Annotated in this window: 20 protein-coding genes; 6 read left to right on the forward strand and 14 right to left on the reverse strand. The window is 65.4% G+C overall.

Annotated features, from left to right (window positions below):
- Positions 1-110: 110 nt before the first annotated feature.
- The 13 genes from ACIPK7_RS24855 to ACIPK7_RS24915 all read right to left on the reverse strand — a co-directional run bounded on the left by ACIPK7_RS24855 (position 111) and on the right by ACIPK7_RS24915 (position 17,141).
- Positions 111-911 carry a YfaP family protein gene (locus ACIPK7_RS24855; RefSeq protein WP_401090992.1) on the reverse strand — a complete coding sequence of 267 codons (801 nt, stop codon included), beginning with the start codon at positions 909-911 and terminating at the stop codon, positions 111-113.
- 20 nt (positions 912-931) lie between these two features.
- The gene (locus ACIPK7_RS24860) at positions 932-2,575 is read right to left on the reverse strand and encodes a DUF2300 domain-containing protein (protein WP_401090818.1); all 1,644 of its coding nucleotides are present in this window, start codon (positions 2,573-2,575) and stop codon (positions 932-934) included.
- Positions 2,576-2,578: 3 nt separating this feature from the next.
- Complete coding sequence (locus ACIPK7_RS24865) at positions 2,579-7,132, reverse strand: alpha-2-macroglobulin family protein (RefSeq protein WP_401090820.1); 4,554 nt, start codon at positions 7,130-7,132, stop codon at positions 2,579-2,581.
- On the reverse strand, positions 7,129-7,743 hold the full coding sequence (locus ACIPK7_RS24870) for a DUF1175 domain-containing protein (RefSeq protein ID WP_225594755.1): 615 nt from the start codon (positions 7,741-7,743) through the stop codon (positions 7,129-7,131). The genes ACIPK7_RS24865 and ACIPK7_RS24870 overlap by 4 nt, the downstream gene beginning before the upstream one ends.
- 14 nt (positions 7,744-7,757) lie before the next feature.
- Positions 7,758-9,509: a DUF2138 domain-containing protein gene (locus ACIPK7_RS24875; RefSeq protein WP_401090821.1), complete on the reverse strand. Its 1,752-nt coding sequence runs from the start codon at positions 9,507-9,509 to the stop codon at positions 7,758-7,760.
- Positions 9,510-9,547: 38 nt separating this feature from the next.
- Positions 9,548-10,342 (reverse strand): YfaP family protein, encoded by a 795-nt coding sequence (locus tag ACIPK7_RS24880; RefSeq protein WP_401090994.1) that lies wholly within the window; start codon positions 10,340-10,342, stop codon positions 9,548-9,550.
- 188 nt (positions 10,343-10,530) lie between these two features.
- The gene (locus ACIPK7_RS24885) at positions 10,531-11,472 is read right to left on the reverse strand and encodes an AEC family transporter (protein ID WP_401090823.1); all 942 of its coding nucleotides are present in this window, start codon (positions 11,470-11,472) and stop codon (positions 10,531-10,533) included.
- Positions 11,473-11,541: 69 nt separating this feature from the next.
- On the reverse strand, positions 11,542-11,976 hold the full coding sequence (locus ACIPK7_RS24890; protein WP_192431592.1) for a polymer-forming cytoskeletal protein: 435 nt from the start codon (positions 11,974-11,976) through the stop codon (positions 11,542-11,544).
- 18 nt (positions 11,977-11,994) lie between these two features.
- Positions 11,995-12,360 (reverse strand): hypothetical protein, encoded by a 366-nt coding sequence (locus tag ACIPK7_RS24895; protein WP_401090825.1) that lies wholly within the window; start codon positions 12,358-12,360, stop codon positions 11,995-11,997.
- Positions 12,341-13,309, reverse strand: a complete 969-nt coding sequence (locus ACIPK7_RS24900; RefSeq protein ID WP_192431593.1) for a M23 family metallopeptidase — start codon at positions 13,307-13,309, stop codon at positions 12,341-12,343. The genes ACIPK7_RS24895 and ACIPK7_RS24900 overlap by 20 nt, the downstream gene beginning before the upstream one ends.
- Positions 13,310-13,498: 189 nt before the next feature.
- Positions 13,499-15,232 (reverse strand): ABC transporter ATP-binding protein/permease, encoded by a 1,734-nt coding sequence (locus ACIPK7_RS24905; RefSeq protein WP_401090827.1) that lies wholly within the window; start codon positions 15,230-15,232, stop codon positions 13,499-13,501.
- 67 nt (positions 15,233-15,299) lie between these two features.
- Positions 15,300-15,860 (reverse strand): response regulator transcription factor, encoded by a 561-nt coding sequence (locus ACIPK7_RS24910; protein ID WP_017518181.1) that lies wholly within the window; start codon positions 15,858-15,860, stop codon positions 15,300-15,302.
- 24 nt (positions 15,861-15,884) lie between these two features.
- On the reverse strand, positions 15,885-17,141 hold the full coding sequence (locus tag ACIPK7_RS24915; protein ID WP_045209553.1) for an ATP-binding protein: 1,257 nt from the start codon (positions 17,139-17,141) through the stop codon (positions 15,885-15,887).
- Between the two features lie 230 nt (positions 17,142-17,371).
- Here ACIPK7_RS24915 and ACIPK7_RS24920 point away from each other — a divergent pair, with 230 nt between their 5' ends.
- The 3 genes from ACIPK7_RS24920 (at position 17,372) to ACIPK7_RS24930 (ending at position 21,555) form a co-directional block, all read left to right on the forward strand.
- Complete coding sequence (locus tag ACIPK7_RS24920; protein ID WP_401090830.1) at positions 17,372-18,088, forward strand: SIMPL domain-containing protein; 717 nt, start codon at positions 17,372-17,374, stop codon at positions 18,086-18,088.
- A 223-nt stretch (positions 18,089-18,311) separates the two neighbouring features.
- The gene (locus tag ACIPK7_RS24925; protein ID WP_401090832.1) at positions 18,312-19,913 is read left to right on the forward strand and encodes an ABC transporter substrate-binding protein; all 1,602 of its coding nucleotides are present in this window, start codon (positions 18,312-18,314) and stop codon (positions 19,911-19,913) included.
- A 49-nt stretch (positions 19,914-19,962) separates the two neighbouring features.
- Complete coding sequence (locus ACIPK7_RS24930; protein WP_401090834.1) at positions 19,963-21,555, forward strand: ABC transporter substrate-binding protein; 1,593 nt, start codon at positions 19,963-19,965, stop codon at positions 21,553-21,555.
- Positions 21,556-21,611: 56 nt separating this feature from the next.
- Here ACIPK7_RS24930 and ACIPK7_RS24935 read toward each other — a convergent pair whose 3' ends face one another.
- The gene (locus ACIPK7_RS24935; protein ID WP_401090836.1) at positions 21,612-22,829 is read right to left on the reverse strand and encodes a M24 family metallopeptidase; all 1,218 of its coding nucleotides are present in this window, start codon (positions 22,827-22,829) and stop codon (positions 21,612-21,614) included.
- 178 nt (positions 22,830-23,007) lie between these two features.
- On the opposite strand from ACIPK7_RS24935, the gene ACIPK7_RS24940 reads away from it, so the two are divergent.
- From ACIPK7_RS24940 to ACIPK7_RS24950, 3 genes are all read left to right on the forward strand, one after another.
- A complete protein-coding gene (locus tag ACIPK7_RS24940) occupies positions 23,008-23,571 on the forward strand; it encodes a helix-turn-helix domain-containing protein (RefSeq protein ID WP_192431599.1) in 564 nt (187 codons plus the stop codon).
- A 197-nt stretch (positions 23,572-23,768) separates the two neighbouring features.
- Positions 23,769-25,376 carry an ABC transporter substrate-binding protein gene (locus ACIPK7_RS24945; protein WP_401090838.1) on the forward strand — a complete coding sequence of 536 codons (1,608 nt, stop codon included), beginning with the start codon at positions 23,769-23,771 and terminating at the stop codon, positions 25,374-25,376.
- Positions 25,377-25,539: 163 nt separating this feature from the next.
- Entirely contained in the window at positions 25,540-26,949 is a 1,410-nt protein-coding gene (locus ACIPK7_RS24950; protein WP_401090840.1) for an OprD family porin, read from the forward strand.
- Positions 26,950-26,960 lie beyond the last annotated feature (11 nt).

A 26,960-nucleotide genomic window follows, 5' to 3' on the forward strand; every position in this document is an offset into this window, starting at 1 on the left:
GCATGCATGCGCGTACTGATCGTGCGGATCAACGCGATGGTGAGAGACGGCACCGGTTGGAGGACAGGTGCCGTGTGAAGACAGTTGCTCCTACGAAAGCGATTCTGGCCTTACGGGTAACTGAACCGTTTGACCAGCGTCAGCTCCCCCGGCTGGCGCATCGGGATCAGGAAAGACTCCTGCTTCTCGTTCACCGCCCCCTCCTCCGTGACGATGGTCACCTGCGCTGTGGTCAGCGGCTTGGCCGCGTTCACGTCGCCGGAGCTCTCATCCGAACTCCAGCCACCACCGTAGTAGTTCACGTAGACCAGGTACTGGCCTTTGAGCGGCGTCGGGCTCGCGATGATTTCCGGGCCGTAGCCGGTGGTCACGTCGACGTCCTGGGCAGCACCATTGGGCAGCGACCGGTTGCCGTACCAGACGTGCCCGCCATCGGGCGTCACCAGGTGCAGGTCAAGGTCGGTGTTGTCCGAATCCCAGGACAGCATGACCCGCAGCTTGGCCGCCACCTCGCCGCCACCACCGCCGTGGTAGAACTGCACGCGCTTGCGCTGCTGGCCGTCCGGGCTGACGACTTCGACGCTGTTGGAGCCCGCCGGGAAGGCGAACGGACGGTCGAACTTGCCGTCGCTCTCCACCCGCATCGGCATGGCCACACCGTTGACTACCAGACGCGCCGGCTCCTTGCTGTCCTTGGGCAAGCCACGGATTTCGCCACGAATACGCGCGGTATCGGACTGCTCCTCCCGCGAGTTCACCGATGACGCCGGATAGTTCACCGTCTGTCGAAAGTCGGCTTTGTCGCCATCGCCCGAGCGCCAGCCTCCCAGTGGAGTATCCAGGCTGATCGGTGATTCGGCAGCATGCGCGCCCAGCGGGATCAGGCTGGCGAACAGGGACAGGCGGAGCATGTGGGCGAGTTTCATGCTGATCATTCCAGTATCAGGCGACGGGCCAGGCTTTCCACGTAGCCCTCGTCTTGTCCATTGGGGTGCGCCTGGAAGGCCAGGTGCAGGTATTCATGAGCCAGGTCGAGGCGGTCCTGCTGGGAGTAAAGGCCGCGCACATAGATGCGCTGGCGCTCGCGGTCGACGTAGGGCCGGCCACTGCTCAGGCGGCACACGGCGAAGGACTGCAGTTCCTCATAGCCAGCCTCGGTTTCCAGGCGTGGGCGCCAGTCGCGGCGCTGCGCCTTCAGCCAGCGCTCGGCCTCAGGCAGTGGCTGGCAGGCAGCAGTCGGGTTGCTCCAGCGGCTGAGGCTGGTGCGTGGGAAAGCGCGGGCGAGAATCGCGTCGTAGCGCAGGCCTTTGGCGGCCTGCTCCTGGGCGTCGCGCCAGGACAGTTTCGACTGCCCCGCCTCGTCCGAATGGTAAGTGACGGTGCCGCCAGCCAGCACCAGATCGTCGGTCCAGGCCGCTATGCCACGCGCCGCCTCGCTGGCCGGACGTGGCGCCACACGCTGGCGCTGGCTGCTGTCGTCGATACTCAGGCAGTCGCCGCGCGGGGCGCCGTTCTGCAAGAGATAAGTGCGGATGGTCACCGCCAGCGCCTTGGCCGCTTCCGGCGGCGTAGCGGAAGCCTCGCGGTCGAGCACGCGGGCGACGTACTCCTCGCGGGACAGGCGGGCAGTCAGGCGCGGCCCCTGCGCATCGCGCTCGAGGAAAAGGTCGCCGCTGCTGTTCACGTCGAGTCGAACGCCATTGGCGAACAACACATTCTGCCGGCCCGCCAGCAGGCCTTCGGCGGCGGGCTGATTGCGCACGTCGTAGACCTCTTTCAGCGGATAGCGGCTGAACAGCCCGACTTCGACGCAACGCCCCGGATCGCTGGGCCACGGCGCCGGCAGCGCGGCACCGATGGCGTTGCCGTACCCGGCCAGCACTGTCTTGCTGGTCCCCGGCCCGCGCGCCCAGAGCGGCGTGCCGTCGACCAGCCAACCGGCGAAGCCGCCCTCGCGCCGACCGCCTTCATCCCAACTCCAGGTCTTCACCCGCAGGCGCCCACCCAAAGCGGCAGGTGCGCGGCCTTCGTCGGCGGCCAGGCTGACATCGAGCAGCACCTTGCGCGCCTGCTCCTGGGCCGGCAGGTGCTGCAGTTGATCGAGCAGTTCGGCGACCGGTACTTGGGTCTGCGGCGCCAGCTTGTCCAGCAGGGCGATCCAGGCCGGCGCGTGGCGGGCCTGCCAATATTGCTGCCAGTCCGCAGCATCGATGCCCAGGCGCTGCGGCTGGAAGTACAGGCCGCAGGATTTCACCAGCGCGGCGTCGCGCTCGATGCTCTGCCCCGCCGTGCAGCAATACACCTCTTCCTTGCTTTCGCCGCGGCACTGATAAGCCGGCTCCTGCTGCTCGGTGTCGTTCAGCCAGGCGTAGACGAACAGCTTCCACAGGCTGCCCAGCGGAGCCTGCAGGTCGGCCGGCAATGGCTGGCGATCGAGCACCTGCTGCGGCCCGAGCCGCAGCAGTTCGTCGCCCTGCGCGGTGCGCCAGGCCAGCTGCGCCTGCTCTTGCGAGCCGGGCGCCGCGAGGGCACTCAGCGGCAACAGCAGGATCAGCCCGACCAGACGCGCGCGCATCGATTACTGAACCTTGATCTTCGCCAGGGCCGGCTGCTGCTCCAGCGCCTGCTCCTGCGGCGCATAGAGGCGCTGGTAACGCGCCGGCGGCAGGACGAATTCGCCCTTCTGCGAGAAGCGAACCAGATGACGGAAGCGCAGCTCGCCGCCCAGGGTGTCCACCGGCACGCCATAGAACAGGTCACCCGGCTCGTTGCGGGCGCGCTCCAGGCTGGTCGCCTCGACACCGCCCAGGCCGCTGATCTGCAGGCCCCAGGTGGTGCGCTCGACGTCCGCGCCCGGCGGCAGCGGTACTTCCAGCATGCCGTAGCGCAGCGCTTGGGCCTGCTCGGTGGTCAGGGTCACTTCATCCAGGTACAGCTCGTCGCTGGACAGCGGCTTGTCGCCCAGTTCCTCGGCGCTGAAGGCGAAGGCGTCCTCGCCCGGCACCAGGCGCAGCAGGCGGCGCTTGATGGTCACGGGCAGCTGGCTGGCCGGCGCTTCGGCGCTGCGGAAGGTCACGGAAGCGTTGAGCGGACGCGAAGGCGCGGCGCTCAGGTCCAGCTGCGCAGGCACGTCCTTGCCCTGCCATTGCCAGAAGGCATCGCCGGTAGTGCTGTGGCTTTCCTTCCAGTCCGCGACCGGTTTGGGCAGCTCGGCAGCCGGGGCATCGGCCACGGCGCGCTGCATCCAGGTCAGCGCCAGGGCGCGTTCGACGGTGGATTGCTGCGGCGCCAGGCTCTGCAGCAGGGCGCGGGCACGGCTGGCATCGACAGTACCGCTGTAGAGCTGCACGGCACGGGCGAACGGCTGGTCGCTGGTATTGAGCTTCAGGCGCGCACCATCCAGTTGCCTGGCGAACCCGGACGGCAGCGCAACCTTGTTCTGCTCGGCCAGGCTGGCCGTCAGTACACGGGCCACTGCCAGGCCCAGCTCGGAGTCCGGCTGGCCCATGACCAGGCTGTCGTCGCTGTCGAAGTCGTTCACCGACTTCGCCGCCTCGCCGTTGCCGGCGTTCTCCAGGTCAGTGAGCAGGCCGCTGACCAGGGTCTGCACCGGCAACTTCATGTCGCGGGCAAAGGCCAGGATCAGCGCGCGCTGCAGCAGCGGCGTGGCGCTGGCGCGTGCGGAGTAAAGCTCCAGGACGCGCTGCCAGTGGTCCGGCGGCAGCTGGATTTCCAGGGCGCGGCTGGCGTGCCAGTCGGCGTAGTAGGCATAGGCGGTGAGGAAGGCGTCGTAGTCTTCGCCGCCCCACCAGGTGAAGTAGGCGTCCGGGCCGGCCATCTGCACCAGGCGCAGGCGGCTGGTCTGCATGATCAGCCGCAGGCGGTCGCGCACACGCGGCTCGCCGTTGGCCAGCATCGGGTAGGCCACACTCAGCGGCAGCAATTGGCTGGCGGTCTGCTCGACGCCCCCCCAGGGGTAGTCGAGCAGCGAGTCGAGATTGCCGCGCAGCAGGGCCTGGGCGCTGTCATCCAGGCGCAGGCTGACGTCGCGGGCATCTGCCGGCAGCTGCAGCGGGGTGTTCTGCGCGTTGACCTGCAGCGGCCTGGACTGCAGCACCTGCCAGCTGTCCGCCACGAGGCTGAAGTGCACACCGAGGCTGTCGCGCACCTGGCCTTCCTGACGCAGTTCGACGCTCCAGTCGCCATCGCTGAGCGGCTGTTGCGGCAGGGCGATGTAGTTGACGCCACGCTTGAGGTCCAGCGCCTGAGTCTTCTCCGCGCCATTGGCGCGGATCAGCAACTCGGCCTTGGTGTCCTGCTCGCCCTGGTTGAAGACGAACAGTCCCAGGTCCGGCGCATCGCCCGTGCGGAAGCGTTTCGGGCCACTCCACTTCAGATAAAGCGGCTTCTCAGAGCGAATGAACTGCTTCTTCTGGCCGACCTGCCCCTGGTCATCCATGGCACGGGCGGTGATGCGCCAGCGGGTCAGGGAGTCGGGCATGCGGAACTTGAACTGGGCCTTGCCGTTGGCGTCGGTGACCAGTTCCGGCTCCCAGGCTGCGGTGTCGACTTCCTCGCGGCGCGGGCGCTCCAGCACCTTCACGCCACGCTCGCTGCGGTTGGCGCGGCCGGGCGCGCTGGGCGAACCGGGCAGTGCCACGTCGTAGCTGATGAACGCGAGGCTGGCACTGGTGCGCACGTTGTTGCGGCGCGGGTGGTAGAAGAACTGGTCGATACCCGGCGCGATCTCCGGCTGCAGTGCGTAGATCATCTCGTCCACCACACTCACGGTGAGGTGGCTGGAGACAGGCTTGCCAGCGTAGGCGGTGTCGAGGTTGACGGTGACCGTCTCGCCCGGCTCGTAGCGTTCCTTGTCGGTGCTGACGGCGATCTCCACCTGCGGCACGGCGACCTTGATGCCGGCGTTCTGGAAGCTGTAGTCACCGCTGCGGGTGTAGAGCACGGAGAAGGTCAGGTTCGGCGAGAACTCGGCCTTCACCGGAATGCGGGCGCGGTACTGGGTCGGGTTGAGCTTTTCCAGCTTCAGCCAGTCGCCGCCCTTGGACAGCAGCGCGGTGGCCTCGACCTTGTCGCGCTCCAGCGACAACAGCGCGTCGTCCACCGGCTCGGGGAAGGTGATCAGCGCCAAGGCTTCTTCGCCGGTCTGGTACTCGGCCTTGTCGAGGACGATTTCCACGGTGCCCGGGACGGCCTTCACGCCATCGCCGCTGACCGAGTGGCCGGTACCGCCGAGCAGTTGACCGGCCTTGTCGCGCAGCTCGACGCTGTAGGTGCCGGGCTTGTCGAAGGTAATGGCGAACTTGCCGCCTTCGACTGCGCCGTCGCCGCTGCTGCGGTCTTCCAGGCGTAGCCAGCGGTAGGCTGTGGGCTGGATCTGGGTCTGCTGTTCGGCGGCGTAGCTGAACTCGACCTTGTCACCGGCGGCGCTGAAGCGCTGCGGCGCGCTCACGCGGTAGCGCGCGGCGCCACGCTCGATGAGGATTTCCTTGCTGGTCTTCACGCGGTACGCGGCGCCATCGCTGGCAAACACGGTGAGCATGTAGCGGCTGGGTTTCTCCGCCGCCGGCAGGTCCAGCGCGGCGCGGCCCTGCTCGTCGGTGGTGATCTGTGCGCTGGTCAGCTCCACGGGGAACTGGCCGAGGTACTGCAGCTCGTTGTCCACCATCGACAGCTGCTGGGCGCGCAGGCTCAGCTCCAGGCGCGCATTGGCCACCGGCTTGCCGTCCGGGTAGAGCAGGATCAGGTTGCCCTTCACCGGCTCGCCGGTCTTGAAGTCCGGCTTGGCCAGGTCGAGGGAAATCTCGAAGTGCGGCTTGATGTACTCGGCGACGCGGAAGGCGCTGCTGTAGGTCTGGTCGCGGTAGTCGAAGCGCAGCTCGTAGCCGCCGGCGACGGCGTTGGCCGGCAGCTGGAAGCGGCCATTGGTGCCGCTCCTGGCGTCGTACTTGAGGTCGAGGGTCTGCAGCGTGGTGCCGGCGGCGTCGATCACCGACAGGCGCAGCGGCGCGCTCTGCGGCGACTGCGACTCGCGGGAGTTCTTGAATTCGCGACCGACGATCTTCAGCGATACCCAGTCGCCCGGACGGTACAGCGGGCGGTCGGTGAAGGCGTAGAGTTTGGTGTCGTAGATTTCGCTGTCGTAGTAGAAGTTCTCGGAGACGAAGACGCCACCCTCCTCGTCCTCGCCGATCACGAAGGAGCGCTCGGGGCTGACGTGCTGCAGGCGCAGCAGGCCGTCGGCGTCGCTGCTGCCGCTGCTCATCACGCCCAGACCATCGGTCCACAGCACCTTGGCGCCGCCCACTGGCGTGCCTTCGTGCTTGCGCGCGGTCCACACCAGCAGCTCATTGCCGGCGATCTTGCTCACCGCAACGCTGTTGGAGACGAATACCACGGTGGTCGCGCGGTATTTGCCGACCAGCGCCTCGACCAGGTACAGGCCGGGCTTCAGCTTGCCCAGCGGCACGTAGACGTTGCCCGGTGCGACATTGATGAACTCGCTGGAAGAGCCGGCGAGGCTGACTTCCTTCGGCGGCTGGATCGGTTTGGCGTCCCACAATGGATAGCGGAACTGGCTGACCATCGGCAGGCCGGGAATCGGCGCGTACTGCGGCTGCGCGTCATAGGGCGTCGGCGCGCGCATGGCATTGCCCATCTTCAGCTCGGGCACCACCTCGGTGACCTGCTGGCGCGACTCGTAGGAGAAGGTCCGCTGCATCACCCGGCGCGACTTGCGGTACCAGTTGTCCCACAGGTAGGCCAGGGTGTTGGACAGGCCCTCGCCCTTGAACTGCCCTTCGGACAGCACGCGGTGCAGGTTCTTCTGGCGCTTGAGGAAGTCCAGCGGCTTGTCGATGCGGTAGACGCGGATATCCGCGCCACCGTATGGCTCCATGCGGTAGCGGCGGTAGTCACGGCCTGGCGCTTCCAGGCGCACCTTGGCCACCTCGTCGGAAGCGAAGCTTGAGTCGGCGAGCAGGAAGAACGACTCGCCAGCCATGGGCGCGTAGTTGCTCGCCGGGACGTCATCGTCCGCCTGCACGATCGCGGGCGCGGCGGCGAACAGGCCGGCGCAGGCCAGGGCAGCGGCAATGCCGCGCAGCGCGTTCATCGGGTCAGGAAGGACAAGCGATAGACGCCGATAAAGTTGGGATTGGATTCGTCGGGTATCCATCGGGTGTCCTTCCATGTCATGAGTTGTTGCAGGCTGACCGAGCGCATGCCGTTGTCGGTCGCCGTACGAGTGCCGGTGTGATAAGCGATGTCGCGGCCCATCCAGATCATCAGATGCTGGTCATCGCCCTGGTCGAAGAACATCAGGTCGCCGGGACGCGCCTGGTTGAGGTCGCGACCAACGAGCTGGCTGTTGTATTGAATGAGTTTGATCGCGTTGACGTAGGGGCCGGTCTTGCCGCCGCCCTGCTGCCAGGTCTGCGCGAGATTGCGCTGTGCGTCGGACAGTTCCAGCTCCGGCGGCAGGTAGCGGTTGGACATGCCGTTGGCGCGCAGCCACTTGGCGTCATGCACCTTCAGCGCCTCGTTGGCGGCGAAGCGCACGAGGCCGGCGCAGTCCTGCTGGTACCAGCGCGGGTTCGGCCCGCGACGCAGTTGCTCCTCGGCGATGCGCACGAACCAGGCGCGGAACACCTGGGTCTGCTGCGCATCCAGCGCCGGCTCCGTTGCGTGCGCCAGCGTGGCGACAAGCAGACTGGCCAGCAGCATGAGGGGTTTGCGGATCACAGCGCCTTCCATTCCAGCGGCAACCACTCCCACTCACCGCTGGGCTCGCTGCCAGCCGGCAGGGTCAGGGCGTAGGAGCCGTTGCCGGCGAGAGTCTTCAGGCGCGGCAGGAGCAGCGTGTCGGCGGCGTTGCGGAATACCGGCTCGATGTCCTGCGGCAGGCTGTCCAGGGTCTCGCGCTGGAGCAGTGCGGACAGCGTCTTGGGCGCCAGGTACGCGGGCACCAGGGCGTCCTTGGGCAGCACGTCGGCCAGCGGCGGGTAGCGCTTGGCCAGGGTGTTGCGGGCCTTGTCGAGCAGCTTGTCGTCGATGGAGAACAGCAGGGTGTTGCCATCGCGCAGCAGGCTGACGCGGAAGAAGCCGTTGCCGCTGACCTGGTCGGGATTCTCCGCCTCGCTGGCCGGGTACTGGCCGAAGCGCGAGCTGACCTGACGCTGCCACAGGTGACCTTCGCCCTCGGCACGACTTTCAACCTCGAAGGCGCCGGCCTCCACGTTGGCCTCGTAGGCGCCGATCATGCTGCCGAACAGCTTGCCGAGTTGCTCGTCCAGCTCGGGGCTGGCCGGCGCGTCGAGCTTCACCGCGAGCAGCGGCGAGTGCAGGCGCGAGTCCGGGTACCAGCACAGACCGGCAGCGCCGGAGAGGTGCTCGGAGAAGGCGGCGGCCATCTTCTGCTCGGCGCCCAGCTTCACCAGCATGTTGTCGTACAGGCCCGGCGTGACCGGCAGCGCGACGCAGGCGCTGGCGCCCATGGGCATGGCCTGCCAGACAGGGGTGAAGTCCAGGTCCGGCTGGCGGGCAACCTCGTTGAGCGCCAGGTAGCTGTGCCAGCCGTCCTTGCCCTGTTCGAAGCGCACGCCAGCGAAGGTCGGGATGAAGCGTTGGTAGCCCATGGCGAGAACACCAGCGCCCAGGGTGATGCGCTGCTTCATCTCGCCACGCGGCTCCAGGGAGAAGTCCTTGGCGAACAAAGGCTCGCCTTCCAGCGCGCTGCCCAGGTCCTTGGCGACGGCGGCATCGGGCTCGCCCAGGTTGTCGTAATCCGGGTTGGGGAAGAGCATCTTCGGGTTCGACAGAACCAGCATCTGGTCGCCACGGGAGACGAACAGCAGGGTCTTCTCGGCGCCATAGCGCAGGCTGTAGACCGGCGTGGCGCTGCTCTTCACCTGGATTTCCGCGACCTTCTTCAGCTGGCTGTCATCGGCCGCGATCCTGGCCAGCGGCTCCAGCACCTTGGCCAGGCCGCCGCGCTTGAGCACCACCATGAAGTCGCGCAGACGGCCATCGGCACCGCGCCACAGGGCGACCTGGGCCGGCTGGTCGAGCAGTTCCTCGATCACGCTGTCCTTCAGGGTCAGGTCGTGCTCGTAGACGATGCGCCGCAGGGTGCCGGTCAGGCCCAGGCGGTCGGCGTTGTTCTCGTAGTAGAAGACGAAGTCCTCGGTGAGCACGTCGCGCAGCAGCGGCACTTCCAGCACGGCCTTGGGCAACTGGCTGAGGGAGGCGCTCTCGATCAGCGCGTCGGGGCGCTTGAGGTCGCGGACCACTTCCGGGCTTTCCGGCGCTTCCAGGGTCCCCACCGGCGCCGAATGGAAAGCCGGGATCAAGCCGAAGGCCAGGGCCAGGCCACCGGCGACCAGCGCGGCGGCGAGCGCGCCGATGGCGATCAGCGGACCACGGCCCGGGGCCTGGGCCGGCGTCGGCGTGGAGGTGCTGTCTTGGCTGCTGGAGGGCGTATTGTCGCTCATGGATCGCTTGTCCCGTGTCATCCCTGCGAGGGGCGAATTCAGTAGTTGAAGGTCTTCACCAGCACCAGATCACCGATGGTGCGCATAGGCACCACGAAGGTCTCGCGCTTCTCGTTGACGGTATTTTCGTTGAACACCAGGTTGATCTCGGCGGTGATCACGTCCTGCTCGTGGTTGCCTTCCTGGAAGTTGTAACCCTGGCTGGCGTTGTAGTTGCCCCAGTAGTTCACGTAGACCAGGTAGGTGCCGTGCAGCGGCGCGGCCATGGTGAACATTTCCGGACCGGGGCCATCGACGCCGTCCGGGTCGAGGCCGCCGCCATTGCTCAGGCGCGGCCGCGCCCAGAAGGCATGCTGGCCGTCGGGCGTGACGATATGCAGGTCGAGCTCGGCCTTGGGGTCGTTCCAGCCCAGCGCCAGGCGCAGGCGCGGCGCGACCCGGTGGTTGTTGGCCTCGTAGAACTGGATGCGCTTGAGGGATTTGCCCTCGGCGCTGGCCACCTCGACGCTGTTGCTGCCGGCGCCGAAATTGTACGGACGGACGAACCTGCCTTCGCCGTCGGTATAGAGAGGGAGCGGGTTGCCGTTGACTACAAGGCGCTGGGCGCGGTCGACGCCGGCCACTTCGCGCAGGTGGCCTTCGATCAGGCTGCGGCCACGGGAACCGCCCCGGTCGATGGGTGGTGTGGGATAGGCCACGCGGGGCACGCTGGGATCATCGGTCAGGCCGGAATAGCGCCAGCCGGCGGTGGGACTGGAGAGGTCCGCACTCGGCTCGGCAGCGACCGTCGCAGCCAGGAGACTGGCTGACAGAAAAAAGACGGCACGAACCATCCGACGCGTGAGCTGCATGAACATTCCTTGATCGTGCATAGCGGGGGGAGCCAAATGTAACCGGTCTTGTCGACGCGCGGAACGGCGTTCGCGCGGCGTTGCGACTCAGGGCGATCTTTCAGAAATTTCCTACAAACCGAATAGCCTTTTTCGCAACACCCATTTGAAGAATCTCGACTTCCCCCAAGTCACATCCAGCCGCCCCACTGCAGGACGAAGATGCCGATGTTGGTCGTCAGCGTCGCCACCAGGGTAGTGATGACGATAATCGACGCCGCCAGCTCGTGATTGCCATTGGCCGCACGGGCCATGACATAGCTGGCTGCCGCCGTGGGGCTGGCGAAATAGAGGAACAGCACGCCCAGTTCAGCCCCGCGGAAGCCCAATGCCCAGGCGACGGAGGTGCAGATCAGCGGCAGCCAGACCATTTTCATCAGGCTCGCGCTGATCGCCAGCCCACCGCTTTCGCGCAACGACGCCAGCGACAGGGTACCGCCGATGCACACCAGCGCCAGCGGTAGGGTCATCTGCGCGAAGTAGTCGGCGGAGGTCAGCAGCCACTTCGGCAAGCCGATGCCGAACCAGGAGAACGGCAGTGCCGCAAGCACGCTGATGATCAGCGGATTGCAGATGACGTTGTGGGCGATGCTCAGCGGGTCGGACTTCATGCTCGGGCTGTAGATCGCCAGCACCACCGAGGACAGCGTGTTGTAGCAGAGGATGACCAAGGCAGCGAGGACCGAGCCCAGCGCCAAGCCATGGTCACCATAGAGGCTGGTGGCCAGCGCCAGGCCGATGATGCCGTTGTTGCCGCGGAACGAGCCCTGCACGTAGACGCCGCGCTCCTCGCGCGGCACCCGCCAGGCTGCCCAGCCCCAGGCCAACAGGAAACCCGCCAGGGTCGCCGCGCAGAAGTACAGCAGCACTTCCGGGCGCGCCGCGCTGTGCAGGTCGGAGTGGTAGATGCCGAGGAACAGCATCGCCGGCATGGTGGCGTTGAACACCAGCGCCGACGCCGTCTGGATGAACTCCGGATTGATCGCCCCCACGCGGCGCAGCAGCACTCCGAGGAACAGCATGGCGAAGACCGGGGCGGTGATGCTGAACGTCTGGAGCAGGAGTGCGAGCATGGCGCGGGAGGGTCTGGGCGGGAGGAGCGACAATCATAGCAAGCTAAGTACCCACCGCGACGGGGCAAATCAGGCGTCAGTTACCTCTTCGCGCACCGGAGCCGGCAGCTCCAGCGGCTTGGGGGCTTCGCCGTCGGCCAGGCGGGTCAGCTTGCCGTCCACGGTGGCGCCGTTTTCCATGCTCAGCTGGCGATACTGGATGTTGCCGACCACCCGCGCGTTGGAGTGCAGTTCCAGCAGGTGCTCGACATAGAGGTCGCCGATGATGGTGCCGTCGATCAGTGCGTCGTAGCTGCTGACGTTGCCTTCGATCCGCCCTTCCGCGCTGAGCGCCAGCAGGCTGGCCGCGCCGGGCTTGTGGCTGACGTTGCCTTTCACCGTGCCGAGTATCTTCAGGCCGTCCTGGAACTGCATATCGCCGACCAGATCGACATTGCCCGAGAGCAGGCTGGAGAACTTGTCCACCGACACCTGCGGGCCTTTCTTCTTGCTGTTGCTGAACATCGCAATTCCTCGCGCGTACTACTTGCCAGGTTTCTGCTGGCGGAAAAAGGCCAGCTCGGTCTTGAGTTTCTTGATTTCGGCGGACATCGCGTCGATCCGCAGCATCAGTTGCTCGCGGTTGGCGCGCTCCTCTTCGGCTTGCAGGCGCTTTTCTTCCAGCTCCTGCGTCAGCTCGGCGTTCTGCGCCTCGAGCGCATCGATGCGTTCGCGCACCTGTCCGTCGTCACGGGCACGCAGTTGCCAGCCACCTAGCGCGAGGGCTGTCAGCACGACGAGCACCAGCGCCGTCCAGCCCAGCCAGGCGAAGCCACGGGGAACGTGGGGGCGGTGCTCGGCGCGCAGCAGCTGGCGGGTAGAGGGCCGTTTAGTCCGTGGCCAGGCCATCGCTGTCGATCTCCATGCCGCCCAAGGATAGGAAGTTCTGCGGGTCGACGAACTCGCCGTGGTAGAGCACTTCGAAATGCAGGTGCGGGCCGGTGGAGCGTCCGGTGGAGCCGACCCTGGCGATCTCCTGCCCCGGCAACACAACGTCGCCGACCTTCACCAGCAGCTTCGAGGCGTGGGCGTAGCGTGTCACCAGGCCATTGCCATGGTCGATTTCCACGCGATTACCATAGGAAGCGTGCCGGCCGGAAACGATTACCCGGCCGCCAGCGGCGGCATGGATCGGGCTGCCAGAAGGCGCCGAGAAGTCCTGCCCGGAATGGAAGGCGAGATGGCGGTTGAACGGATCGACGCGATTGCCGAAAGGCGAACCCAGTCGCGCCTGCTCCATCGGACGACGCGCGGGGATGGCCATGAAGGCGGCATTGCGGCGGGCCACCTGGTCCATCAGCAGGTCGAAGACGCGGCGCAGGCACTTGACCGATTGTTCGTTGCGCTCGAGATCGGCAGCCGATGCGGGCAACGGGTCGACGCAGGCTCGCGGCGGCAGCAGGATACCGCCCTCGTTGCGAGTGGAGTCGGATTTGGACTTGGGCGCAGGCACCAGCTCCGGGTCGACCTTGGACAGCTTGCGGGCGATCTCCTCGTGGCTGTCGACGGCCTTGAGCAGGTAGTCCGCGTCCTTTTCCAGGACCTGCAGGCGGCCGGTCAGCTCGCCGATGCGCTCGGCGGCAAAACGCTCGCCGGACTCATCCGGCGCTTCGTCGGCCTGGGTCACCGGCACCATCACCGGCTCGGCCTGGCCTCGCCCGAGCCACAACCCGCCAGCGAAGGCGACCGCGGCGAGGACCAGCGATGCGCAGGCGGCGCCCAGCACATACCGGCGCGTGTCGACCAGGCGCAGGTCCGAGCGGGTCAGGGCTTGCCGTGAGGGGGAAAGGGATTTCATGACGGTACCGTTGGAATGCATTCGACCCGGCGGATGGCCGCCGGGTGCACAGGGTACCTGTTCTTGAAAACTTCGCAGCGGCTAAACACTGAAAAATGTAAATAAATAAGAAGAAATCATCCCGCCTGAGAAGACTTTCAGATGTTTCCCACTAACGCGATCACATTATCCCAGTGAATCAAACTGCCACTACGCTGGCAAAACGGACTCGATCTCCTGCAAACGATGCTCCTCCAGACGCAGTTGGCGCGGGTGGAATAGCTTCAGGCTGACCCGATGGCCAATGCTGACCAGGGTCACGCCCGGCAACTGGTCGAGCAGCACTTGATAAAGCACGGCCTCGTCGGTTTCGTCCAGCGCCGAGGTGGCTTCGTCGAGGAACAGCCACTGTGGTGCGAAGAGCAGCGCGCGAGCGATGGCCAGACGCTGCTGTTCGCCCGGAGAGAGCACGCGTTGCCAGTGATCGGCCTCATCCAGGCGCGGTACCAGCGAGTCCAGGCGGCACAGGTGTAGCACCTGCTTCATCTGCTCGGGGGTATGGCGGTCGCCTGCCTCCGGGTAGCAAAGAGCCTCGGCCAGGGAACCTATGGGCAGGTAGGGCTTCTGCGGGACAAACAGGCTGCGCGCGTCGGGCATCTGCACCACGCCGCTGCCGTAGCGCCACAGGCCGCTCATGGCGCGCAACAGGGTGCTCTTGCCGCCGCCGGAAGGGCCGCCGATCAGCACGTGCTCGCCGGGGTTCAACTCCAGGCTGGTGGACTGCAGCAGTTCGCGGCCGTTGCCCAGGTTCAGCGTGAGGTTGTGCAGTTGCAGGTTGTCGCCGGTCTTGCGCACATCGATGTTGGCGGACTCATGGGCCGTCTCGTCCATGGTCTCGCGGAAGCTCAGCAGACGGTCACAGGTGGCGCGCCAGCTGGCGAGGCTGGCGTAGGCGTCGATGAACCAGCTCAGGCCGTCCTGCACGTTGCCGAAGGCGGAGTTGATCTGCATGAGCTCGCCCAGCTGGATCTGTCCGGAGAAATAGCGCGGCGCGGCGACGATAAAGGGGAATACGGTGGCGATCTGTGCATAGCCGGAGCTGAAGAAAGTCAGGCGCTTCTGCACTTTCATCAATTCCCAGAAGTTGCCCCAGACGTTGCGGAAGCGCCCCATCAGCCGGTTGCTTTCGTTGGCCTCGCCGTTGTACAGAGCAATGCTTTCGGCGTTCTCGCGCACCCGCACCAGGCCGAAACGCAGATCCGCTTCGTAGCGTTGCTGGCGGTTGTTCAGGCCGATGAGGCGGCGGGCGATGAGGTGGGTTAGCCAACTGCCGACTGCGGCGTAGAGCAGTGCCGCCCAGAACATGTAGCCGGGAATGTTGATGCCGAAGAGCTCGATGCTGCCGGACACGCCCCACAGGATGACCGAGAAGGACACCAGGCTGACGATGTTGCGGATCAACCCCAGGCCGAGGGTCAGGGTGGTGTCGGTGAAGCTGTTGAGGTCTTCGGAAAGACGCTGGTCGGGGTTGTCGGTGTGGCCGCGCTGCTCCAGGCGGTAGTAGTTCTTGTCGCCCAGCCAGGCGGCGAAGTGCTTCTCCGTGAGCCAGCGGCGCCAGCGGATGGTGAGCATCTGCGTGAGATACAGCCGGTACACCGCCGTGAGGATGAACACCGCGGCAATGCCGCAGAACATCAGCATCAGGTGGATGAAGCTCTTAAGGTCCTTGTTCTGCAGGGCGTTGTAGAAGTCTCGGTACCAGCTGTTGAGCCAGACGCTGAGGGCAACGCCGACCAGCGACAGGGCGATCACCACGATCAGCAGCAACCAGGCCATGCCCTTCTCTTCGCTGCGCCAGTAGGGCGCAGTGAGTTGCCAGACTCGGTGGAAGAAGCGGCTGCGAACGGCGTCGTTCGCGGCCCGGTATTCGGCGCTGTCGGTCATGGGTTCGGCTCGCACGGCTGGAAATAAAAAGGAGCGCTCATTGGCGCTCCTTTGTCTTATCGATCGCTTAACGCCTCACCGGGCGTTTCTGCAGCTTACGTTGCAATGTGCGCCGGTGCATACCCAGCGCTCGGGCGGTCGCGGAGATGTTGCCGTCATGTTCGGCAAGCACGCGCTGGATATGTTCCCACTGCAGGCGGTCGACCGACATGGGGTTTTCCGGCACCAGGGTTTCCAGATCCGCATGTTGTGACAACAGTGCAGTGAGCACGTCGTCGGCATCGGCCGGTTTGCACAGGTAGTTGGTGGCGCCGCGCTTGATGGCCTCCACCGCGGTCGCGATGCTGGAGTAGCCGGTGAGGATCACCACGCGCATCTCGGCATCGAGCTCGAGCAGCTTGGGCAGCAACACCAGGCCGGAGTCGCCATCCATCTTCAGGTCGAGCACGGCGTAGTCGGGCAGATCTTCCTTGGCCATGGCCAGGCCTTCTTCGGCGGAGCCGGCGACCGACACCCGCAACCCGCGACGGGTCATGGCGCGGGCCATGACGCGGGTAAAGGTGGCATCGTCGTCCACCAGCAGCAGGTGGGGCTGCTCTTCGCCTTCGAACAGGATCTCTTCGCTCATGGTACTTCCTCGCGGGCGCGGCCCTCAGGCCACGCCATAGCTTCTGGGCAGACGCAACTCGGTCAGAGTGCCGCCATCTTCATGGTTATACAACTTCACCGTTCCACCCGCGCGGGTCACGCTGGCCTGACTGAGGAACAGCCCCAGGCCGAAACCCTTGCCCTTGGTGGTAAAGAACGGCTTGCCGAGTTGTTCGGCAATCGCCAGCGGCACGCCTGGGCCCTGATCGCGGATGCTCAGGCAGATTTCACCGGCATCCCAGTCCAGGCGGATGTCCAGATCGTCCGGACAGGCGTCCGTCGCGTTATTGAGCAGGTTGAGCAGCGCCTGGCTCAGGTCGGTCGGCGGCGTCATCCGCGGCGCCTTGCCTTTGCCCAGCGTCTGGTAGCGATAGCTCGCCTCGGGGCGCATCAGGTGCCAGCGACGCAGCACCGATTCGACCCATTCGTTGGCACCCTGCTCTTCCACCGCCTGGCGACGATCCGCCTCGGCGGCGCGCACCAGATGCTGAAGAGTGGTCTTGCAGAGCTTGACCTGCTCCTGCAGCAGGGCGAGATCTTCCTGCAACATCGGCTGGTCCGCATTGGTCTGGCGCAATTCCTTGAGCAATACGCTCATGGTCGCCAACGGCGTACCCAGCTCATGGGCGGCACCGGCGGCCTGGGTGGCGACAGCCAGCAATTGCTGGTCGCGCATGCCTTCCTCGCGGCGTTGCGCCTGCAGTTGCTCCTGCCGACGCAGCGATTCGGACATGCGGGCGACGAAGAAGGTGATCAATGCGGCAGCGAGCGCGAAGCTCAGCCACATGCCATAGATCAGCAGGTTGTCGCGCTGCCCGGCAGCCATCTCCAGCGGATGGAACCACACCAGCAGCACCGTATAGCTGGCCAACGCGAGGCCCGCCAGGGCAATGGTATAGAGCCACGGCAAGGTTGCCGCAGCGATGGTCAGCGGAACCAGGTAATAGGAGACGAAGGGATTGCTGGAGCCGCCCGAGTAATAGAGCAGCACGCTGTGGATGACCAGGTCGCAGGCAAGCTGGACGGCATACTCCAGCTCTGTGACGGGCCACGGGCCGCGCAGGCGCAGCGCAGTACCCAGGCACAGTACGAGGGAGACGCCGATGGTCACGCCGAGCGCAAGCCAAGGCAGCTGGATCAGCTGGGCCTTGTAGGCGAGCCCGACGGAACCGGCCTGGGCGGCAAGGACGAGAATACGGATGAGCGTCAGATGCAGAAGATTCTGACGACTGGCGGACAGCTGGAAAACCGGTGGGCGCATGGTGAATTCCGGAATTTGCGCGAGTATAGCCAAGAGCCCCCTCCCCTTTATGCGGCATAGCGCCACAGCATACTCCACAGCACCCTGTGACGGCGGTCTCAGCCCGAAACAATTGGTGACATCCGAGCTTAACCCGCTTGCGAACAAATGTCCGTCACAGGGTCTGACAGTCCTCGCCACCGCCTCTACTAAGCTGTGGCCCGGACACTTTCTGGAGCAAGGAGTCATCCATGTCTGTACTGAAGAAACCCTTCACCGCCATCGCCGCCGCCATCGCCCTGTGCGCCACCAGCCTGGGAGCCCTGGCAGACGAACCTCGCTACAACCAGGTTTCGCTGCGCGCCGAGGTCAGCCAGGAAGTCGCTCACGACCTGATGCACGTCACCCTGTTCAGCGAAGGCCAGGGCACCGACCCGGCGAAGCTGGCCGCCGAGACCACCACCGCGATGAATGCGGCGGTCGAGCAGGCGCGCAAGGTGAAAGGCGTGACCGTCAGCCTGGGCAGCCGCAGCAGCTATCCGGTGTATGACGACAAGGGGCAGAAAATCACTGCCTGGCGAGAGCGCGCGGAAATCCGCCTGGAAAGCACCGACTTCGCCGCCCTCTCCCAACTCACCGCCGACCTGCTGGGCAAGCTGAAGATGGGCAGCATGGACTTCAGCATCGCCGACGCCACCCGCGCGAAGAACGAGGACGCGATGATGAAAGGCGCCGTGGATGCCTTCAAGGCCCGCGCCCAGGTGCTCACCGACGCGCTCGGCGGCAAGGGTTACAAGCTGGTCAGCCTGAACCTGAACACCTCCGGCGCGCCGCGCCCGATGCCGGTGATGCGCATGGCGGCGATGAAGGCCGATAGCTACGGCGGCGCCCCGGCACAGGAAATCGAGGCGGGCACCAGCCAGGTCACCGTCAGCGCCGACGGCACGATCGAGGTGCAGATGCCGTAACACCTGCGGTCTCCTCCAGCGCGGCGCCTCCTTCGGACCGGGGCGCCGCCACCCGACCGCGCGGTTCCCATTGTCGAAATTGCGACATTCCCTTGCACCCGCGTCACAACTTCTACACTCACCCCGGTCGACCGCTTGCGCCCGGCATGTGCCGTGCATAGCTTCACGCAACGCAGCTCACGAGGCTGCCCCTCGATGACAACCAGAATAAACAGAGGTCCGTATGCGTAAGAACGCCGTCATCCGCTCCATGATTGCCGCTGGGCTGATCGCCAGCGCCCCGCTCGCCCACGCCGCCAACAACCTGGTCTACTGCTCCGAAGGCAGCCCCGCGGGCTTCGACCCCGGCCAGTACACCACCGGCACCGACTTCGACGCCTCGGCCGAGACGGTCTTCAATCGCCTCACCCAGTTCGAGCGCGGCGGCACCCAGGTCATCCCGGGCCTGGCGGAAAAGTGGGACGTATCCGATGACGGCAAGACCTACACCTTCCATCTGCGTTCCGGCGTGAAGTTCCACACCACCGACTACTTCAAGCCGACCCGCGAGTTCAACGCCGACGACGTGCTGTTCACCTTTAACCGCATGCTCGACAAGAACCACCCGTTCCGTAAGGCGTACCAGACCGAATTCCCCTACTTCACCGACATGGGCATGGACGCGAATATCGTCAAGGTGGAGAAGGTCGACGACCACACCGTCAAGTTCACCCTCAACGAAGTCGACGCCGCGTTCATCCAGAACCTGGCCATGAGCTTCGCCTCGATCCAGTCCGGTGAATATGCCGACCAACTGCTCAAGCAGGGCAAGGCCGCCGATATCAACCAGAAGCCGATCGGCACCGGTCCATTCGTGTTCAGTCGCTACCAGAAGGACGCAATGATCCGCTTCAAGGCCAACCCGGACTACTGGAACAAGGGCGAGGTGAAGATCGACAACCTGATCTTCGCCATCAACACCGACGCTTCGGTGCGCATGCAGAAACTCAAGGCCAACGAGTGCCAGGTCACCCTCTTCCCGCGGCCGGCCGACCTGGAGTCGCTGAAGAAGGATGCGAACCTGAACATGCCGTCGCAGCCGGGCTTCAACCTCGGCTACATCGCCTACAACGTCCTGCACAAGCCGTTCGACAAGCTCGAAGTGCGTGAAGCACTGGACATGGCGGTGAACAAGAAGGCGATCATCGACGCCGTCTATCAGGGCGCAGGCCAACTGGCCGTGAACGGCATGCCGCCGACCCAGTGGTCCTACGACGACAGCATCAAGGACGCCGGCTACAACCCGGAAAAGGCCAAGGAACTGCTGAAGAAGGCCGGCGTGGCCGAAGGCACCGAGATCACCCTGTGGGCCATGCCGGTGCAGCGCCCGTACAACCCCAACGCCAAGCTGATGGCCGAGATGCTGCAGTCCGACTGGGCCAAGGTCGGCATCAAGGCGAAGATCGTCACCTACGAGTGGGGCGAGTACATCAAGCGCGCCAAGGGCGGCGAGCACGACGCCATGCTGATCGGCTGGAGCGGTGACAACGGTGACCCGGACAACTGGCTGGGCACCCTCTACGGCTGCGACGCCGTGGACGGCAACAACTTCTCCAAATGGTGCGACCCGGCCTACGACAAGCTGATCAAGGATGCCAAGCGGACCTCTGACCAGGCCAAGCGCACCGAGCTGTACAAGCAGGCCCAGCACATCCTCAAGGAGCAGGTGCCGATCACGCCGATCGCCCACTCCACCGTATACCAGCCGATGCGCAAGACGGTGCAGGACTTCAAGATCAGCCCGTTCGCGCTGAACTCGTTCTACGGCGTCAGCGTCGGCAAGTAAGGCCAGCGGCCGCCGGGTTTCCCGGCGGCCCTTTCTTTCGGCAGCCGCCGTGCGCGAAGCGCTCATCCGCCTGACCCTCGCCAGCCTGCTCGGCTGTGCGCCGGCATTCGGCCAATCCCTGGTGGTCTGCACCGAGGCCAGCCCGGAAGGGTTCGACATCACCCAGTACACCGCCGCCACCACCGCCGATGCCTCGGCCGAAACGGTCTTCGAGCGCCTGGTGCAGTTCGCCCCCGGCAGCACCCGCGTGGTACCCGCGCTGGCCCAGAGCTGGGAAATCAGCGACGACGGCCTGCAGTACACCTTCGCCCTGCGCCAGGGCGTGAAATTCCACAGCACCGACTACTTCACCCCGACCCGCGACTTCGACGCCGACGATGTGCTCTGGAGCTTCGAGCGCCAACTCGACCCGAAACATCCATGGAACAAGCTGGCCCCGCGCGGCTTTCCCTACGCCGAGGCCATGGGCCTGCCCGGCCTGATCAGCGCGGTGGAAAAGCTCGACGACCACCACGTGCGCTTCACCCTCAGGCATCCCGAGGCGCCCTTCCTCGCCGACCTGGCGATGGGCTTCGCCTCTATCTATTCCGCCGAATACGGCGACCTGCTGCTGGCCGCCGAGAAGGCCGACCAGTTGAACAACCTACCCATCGGCACCGGCCCCTTCGTCTTCCAGCGCTACCAGAAGGACGCCCAGGTGCGCTTCAACGCCAATCCCGACTACTGGGCCGGCAAGCCGAAGATCGACCGCCTGTTGCTGGCAATCACTCCCGATCCAAACGTGCGCATCCAGAAGGTCAAGGCAGGCGACTGTCAGATCGCCGTCTATCCCAAACCCACCGACGTACCCGCGCTGCGCCAGGACCCGAAGCTGAAGGTCGAGGAACTGGACTCTCTGCTGGTCGCCTATGTCGGCATCAATACCCGGCACAAGCCGCTGGACGACGTGCGCGTGCGCCAGGCGATCAACCTCGCCTTCGATCGCGACGCCTACCTGCGCGCGCAATTCGGCGAAGGCGCCGCGACGCTGGCGGTGGCGCCTTATCCGCCGACACTGTGGGGCTCCGATCCGCAACTCAAGGTCTGGCCCCACGATCCGGCGCGGGCGAAACAGCTGCTGGGCGAAGCGGGCATCAAGCCCGGCCTGAAACTGTTGATCTGGACCCGCCCCGGCGGCGGGCCGACCAACCCCAACCCCGGCATCGGCGCACAGATGCTGCAGAACGACCTGGGGCAGATCGGCATCCAGGCGGACATCCGCGTGTTCGAATGGGGCGAGCTGATCAAACGCGCCAAGCAGGGCGAGCACGACCTGATCTTCATGGGCTGGGCCGGCGACAACGGCGACCCGGACAACTTCCTGACACCGAACCTTTCCTGCGCCGCCGCCAAAAGTGGCGAGAACCAGGCGGGCTGGTGCAACGCGGAGTTCGACGAACTGCTGCGCAAGGCCCGCGCCATTACCGATCAGGAAGCCCGTGCGGGCCTCTACCGCCAGGCCTTGGCGATCTACCAGCGCGAGGCACCGTGGATCGCCCTGGCCTACCCGAAGCAGTTCGCCGTGGTGCGGCCGGGCGTGAGCGGCTTCACCCTGAGCCCGCTGGGGTCGAACAACTTCTCGCGGGTTGAACTCGCGCCCTGACTGTAGGAGCGCGCCATGCGCGCGATCGCAGGCATGGCGCGCTCCTAAACCAAACTTCAGGCATCCAGGCCGAACGGATCGTCCACTGAATGACTCGGCTGGGTGAACCAGCGCGGACCTTCCGCCGTCATGTAGAAGTGGTCCTCCAGACGGATACCGAACGCCCCCGGCACGCAGATCATCGGCTCGTTGCTGAAGCACATGCCGACGTCCAGCGCCGTGCTGTCGCCGCGTACCAGGTACGGCCCCTCGTGGATATCCAGACCGATACCGTGGCCGGTGCGGTGCGGCAATCCGGGCAGCGCGTAATCCGGCCCTAGGCCGCCGGCCTCCAGGCAACGGCGGGCGGCGGCGTCCACCTGCTCGCAGGGTTCACCCAGTACAGCGGCATCGAACGCAGCCTGCTGCGTGGCCTTCTCCAGGTTCCACAGCTCGCGCTGGCGAGCGCTGGGCGAGCCGAACACGTAGCTGCGGGTGATATCCGAGTTGTAGCCGAACAACTGGCAACCCGTGTCGATCAGCACCATGTCGCCTTCACGCAACGGGCGTGGTTGGCGCACGCCGTGGGGGAAGGCGCTGTCCTCGCCGAACAGCACGATGCAGAAGGTCGAACCCGGCGCGCCGACCTGCCGGTGCGCCGCCTCGATGAAGCGCGTCACCTCGGTGGTGGTGATGCCCTCGCGCAGGATGCTCGCAGCGGCCTTGTGCACTTCGAGGGTCATCTCCTTCGCCCGCTGCATCAGCGCCAGCTCCGCCGGCGACTTGCAGCGACGGCACTGCTCGATCAGCGCACCGGCGTCCACCAGTTGCAGCTTGCCCGTCGCCTGGCGCAGGCGCTCGAACATGCCGAACGGCAGGCTGTGGGAAAGGCCGACCCGCGCACCTTCACGCACTTCAATTTCCGCCAGCATTCCAGCCAGCAGGGCGAACGGACTCTCATGCTCAGCCCACACGCTGATGCTGCCGGGCAGCACCTGCAGATCGCGCACCGTGCCCTCTTCGAAAGCCGGGGCGATGTAGCGCACTTCGCCCCGCGCCGGCACCAGCGCGCCCACCAGCCGTTCGCTGGGGCTCCACTTCAGGCCGGTGAAATAGACCAGCGTGCTGCCGGCATCGACGAATACCGCCGAGATATCCCGTGCCTGCATCAGTTGCTGCAGTTGTGCGATGCGCGCCTGGTACTCCTCGATCGCTATGGGGCGAGCGCCGGCCGTCATGACCTGCAATTTCGCCAGCGCCTGCTCGGGGCTCACGCCCCCAACTCCCAATGTCATGCGACTCTCCCGAGGAATGGAATGAAACGACCCGAAATTTAAGCAGCACTGAAATTCCCGGTCAAAGGCTTTTCGGTGTCCTGCCTTCTTGCGGCCGATTTTCCGTCCGCTGATGGCTCGATGCTTTCACCGGCCGACGACACTGGTATGCTGCCGGCGTCCCACAAGAGCCTTGCCAATGTCCGCAGATCGTATCGGAGAACGCCTGCGCCGTTATCGGCGCGCAGCGAAGAAGACCCTGACCCAGGTAGCCGCCGAGTCCGGCCTGACCGCCAGCTTCCTGTCCCAGGCCGAGCGCAATCTCACCGGCGTCTCGCTATCCTCCCTGGCCAGCATCGCCAAGGCGCTGGACGTGCCGCTCAACGCCCTCTTCGACTCTCCGCAGCAGATCCCACCGGACTCGCACCAAGGCGAGCGCGTGCGTTACACCATCGAAGGCCAGCCGCTGAGCTACGAGCGGCTGTCCAGCAGCTTCCCCGGCAACCAGTTGAACGCAGTGAAGGTGACGGTCCCGGTGGGCTACGAATCCGAACTGATCACCCATGACGGCTCGGAGTTCGCCTATGTCCTCAGCGGGCGCATTGCCTACGACATCGATGGCCACAGCTATCCGCTTGGTCCCGGCGACTCCGTACACTTCGACTCCGGCAAGCGTCACTGCCTGCGCAATGTCGGTGACAGCGTGGCGGAAATGCTCACCGTCACCACTCTTCCGCTGTTCGGCGAACATCCCGCCAGTTGATTCACAGATCGGCAAAATTTTCAGTGCCACTGAATTTTAAGTTGAAGTTAATTTCAGCCTGACTTAACTTCGGCGCGGCATGGCCGTGCACAGCCCGACCATGAATGGATAGGCCTTATCCGGACCAGTCCGACCAGGCCGGCTGCAAACCCCATCGGTTCGCCGGCCCCTCAGAAAAACAAGAATGAGGTCAGGCAATGCGCAAGATGCGACGTAATCCCCTGCACGCACTCGCCCTCGGCGGGCTGCTCCTCGCCGGTTCCACGGCCCAGGCGGCCTCCAGCCTGGTGTACTGCTCCGAAGGCAGCCCGGCGGGCTTCGACCCCGGCCAATACACCACCGGCACCGATTACGACGCCACCTCGGAAACCCTGTTCAACCGCCTCGTGCAGTTCCAGCGCGGCGGCACCGAAGCCCAGCCGGCCCTCGCGCAAAGCTGGGAAACCTCCGCCGACGGCAAGACCTGGACCTTCCACCTGCGCCCGGGTGTGAAGTTTCACACCACCGACTACTTCAAGCCGACCCGCGAATTCAACGCCGACGACGTGCTGTTCACCTTCAACCGCATGCTCGACAAGGAGCAGCCGTTCCGCAAGGCGTACCCAACCGAGTTCCCGTACTTCACCGACATGGGCCTGGGCCGCAACATCGCCAGGGTCGGCAAGGTCGACGAGCACACCGTGACCTTCACCCTGAACGAGGTCGACGCGGCCTTCGTGCAGAACCTGGCAATGAACTTCGCGGTGATCCAGTCCGCCGAATACGCCGACCAGTTGCTCAAACAGGGCAAGCCCGGCGAGATCAACCAGAAGCCCATCGGCACCGGTCCGTTCGTGTTCAGCCGCTACCAGAAGGACGCGATGATCCGCTTCAAGGGCAACAAGGATTACTGGAAGCCCGAGGACGTGAAGGTCGACAACCTGGTCTTCGCCATCAATACCGACGCCTCGGTGCGCATGCAGAAGCTCAAGGCCGGCGAATGCCAGATCACCCTGAATCCGCGCCCGGCGGACTTCGAGACGCTGAAGCAGGACCCGAACCTGAACATGCCGTCGCAGTCGGGCTTCAACCTGGGCTACCTGGCCTACAACGTCACCCACGCCCCGCTGGACAAGACCGATGTGCGCCGCGCGCTGGACATGGCGCTGAACAAGCAGGCGATCATCGACGCGATCTACCAGGGCGCCGGCCAGTTGGCGGTGAACGCCATGCCGCCGACCCAGTGGTCCTATGACCAATCGATCAAGGGCCAGGTCTACGATCCGGAGCAGGCCAAGGCGCTACTGAAGAAAGCCGGCGTCGCCGAAGGCACCGAAATCACCCTGTGGGCGATGCCCGTGCAACGCCCGTACAACCCCAACGCCAAGCTGATGGCCGAGATGATCCAGGCCGACTGGGCCAAAGTCGGCATCAAGGCGAAGATCGTCACCTACGAGTGGGGCGAGTACATCAAGCGCGCCCACGCGGGCGAACACGACGTCATGCTGTTCGGCTGGACCGGCGACAACGGTGACCCGGACAACTGGCTGGGCACCCTCTACGGCTGCGATTCGGTGAGCGGCAACAACGTCTCCAAGTGGTGCAACGCCGACTACGACAAGCTGGTGCGCCAGGCCAAGGCCACCACCGACCACGACCAGCGCGTGGCCCTCTACCAAAAGGCCCAGCAGCTCCTCGCGCAGCAGGTGCCCATCAGCCCGATCGCCCACTCCACCGTCTACCAGCCCATGCGCAAATCGGTGCAGGGCTTCCTGATCAGCCCCTTCGGACGCAATTCGTTCTACGGCGTAGCCAACCAGCCCTGATCGCCAACTCGAGATCGGCGGCCACTGTCGCCTGAGCGCCAGCCCGGCACAGACCGGGCGGCATATCCCGCCTTCCCCTCTGCCTGCCGGCTCCCCCATCTCTCCGATGGGTGGAGGGGATGCATTCGTTGCTAGGAAAGCCCACAACAACAAGGAGCAACTCATGCAGCATCACGTATTCACCCGCACTCTCCTGGCACTTGCCGTCTGTGGCACCCCGTTGGGCCAGGCATTCGCCGACGAGGGCGACCTGCCACCGGACGAAACCCGCCGCGACAGCGAAGTGATGGTCAAGGGCCAGGCCGGCGCGAAGGGCTTCGTCGAAGGCCAGAGCCTGACCTTCAGCACCCGCAACTTCGCCGCCCGCGAGCAGATGAAGGACAGCTTCCACTTCAACATCAAGAAGGACGGCTACACCGAGCCGACCCACAGCCGCTACACCTGGACCCAGGGCAGCCAGCTCAAGTACAGCTCCGGCTTCACTCAGGGCACCGTGGGTGTCGGCCTGGACGCCTCCGCCTTCAACGAGATCGCCCTGGAGCGCGGCCACGGACGCCTCGCTGGCGGCGGCACGCGCACCTTGACCGACAGCGACGGGGATGCCGTGCCGCAGTGGTCGAAGATGGGCGTGGCCAACGTAAAGCTGCGCGCCTCCAACACCGAACTGCGCGCTGGCCGCCAACAGACCGAGACCCCGGTCTTCAACATCAACGACAACCGCGCCCTGCCGTCGTCCTTTGATGGTGTCAGCCTCCTCAGCGAAGAGCTGGAAGGCCTTCAGGTACAGGCCGGCAGCTTCACCCGCGCCAGCCCGCGTACCGGCGCCGGCTCCGAAGGCCTGACGACCGAATACGGTTCACAGGACTTCACCGGCAGCCATTTCAGCTACCTGGGCGGCAGCTACCAGGCGATGAAGGAGCTGAAACTCACCGCTTACGGCGCGCACTTCGAGGACATCTGGAACCAGTACTACTTCGGCGCCTCCCACGACCTCGGCGACCCGGCCAGCCTGGCGCTGAACACCAGCCTGAACTACTACCACACCGGCGACACCGGCGAGCGCAAGGCAGGCTACATCGACAACGATGCCTACAGCCTGGCCTTCACCCTCACCCACGGCGCCCATGCCGTGCTGCTGGGCTGGCAGCAGATCCGTGGCGACGAGTACTTCGACTACGTGCACGAGACCGCGGCCATCTACCTGGCCAACTCGTTACTCTCCGACTACAACGGTCCCAACGAAAAGTCCCTGCAACTGCGCTACAGCACCGACTGGGCGGCCTTCGGCGTGCCCGGCCTGACCACCATGGCGTGGTACGCCAAGGGCTGGGGTATCGACGGCACCCACTACGACGGCGACCGCAACGGCGTGAGCGGCTACAACGTGCGCAACATGGACGACGAGAAGCACCACGAGCTCGGCCTCTCCACCGGCTACACACTGCAGGACGGCCCGCTCAAGAGCAGCAGCTTCCGCGTGACCTACATGAAGCACCTGGCGAGTCAGAACCAGGCGGACGGCAGCGTCAACGAGATCCGTCTGGTCAGCAACTTCCCCTTCAACCTGCTGTAAGGAGAACCGGC

The sequence above is a fragment of the Pseudomonas sp. NPDC086581 genome (assembly GCF_044746165.1).
Lineage (GTDB): Bacteria > Pseudomonadota > Gammaproteobacteria > Pseudomonadales > Pseudomonadaceae > Pseudomonas.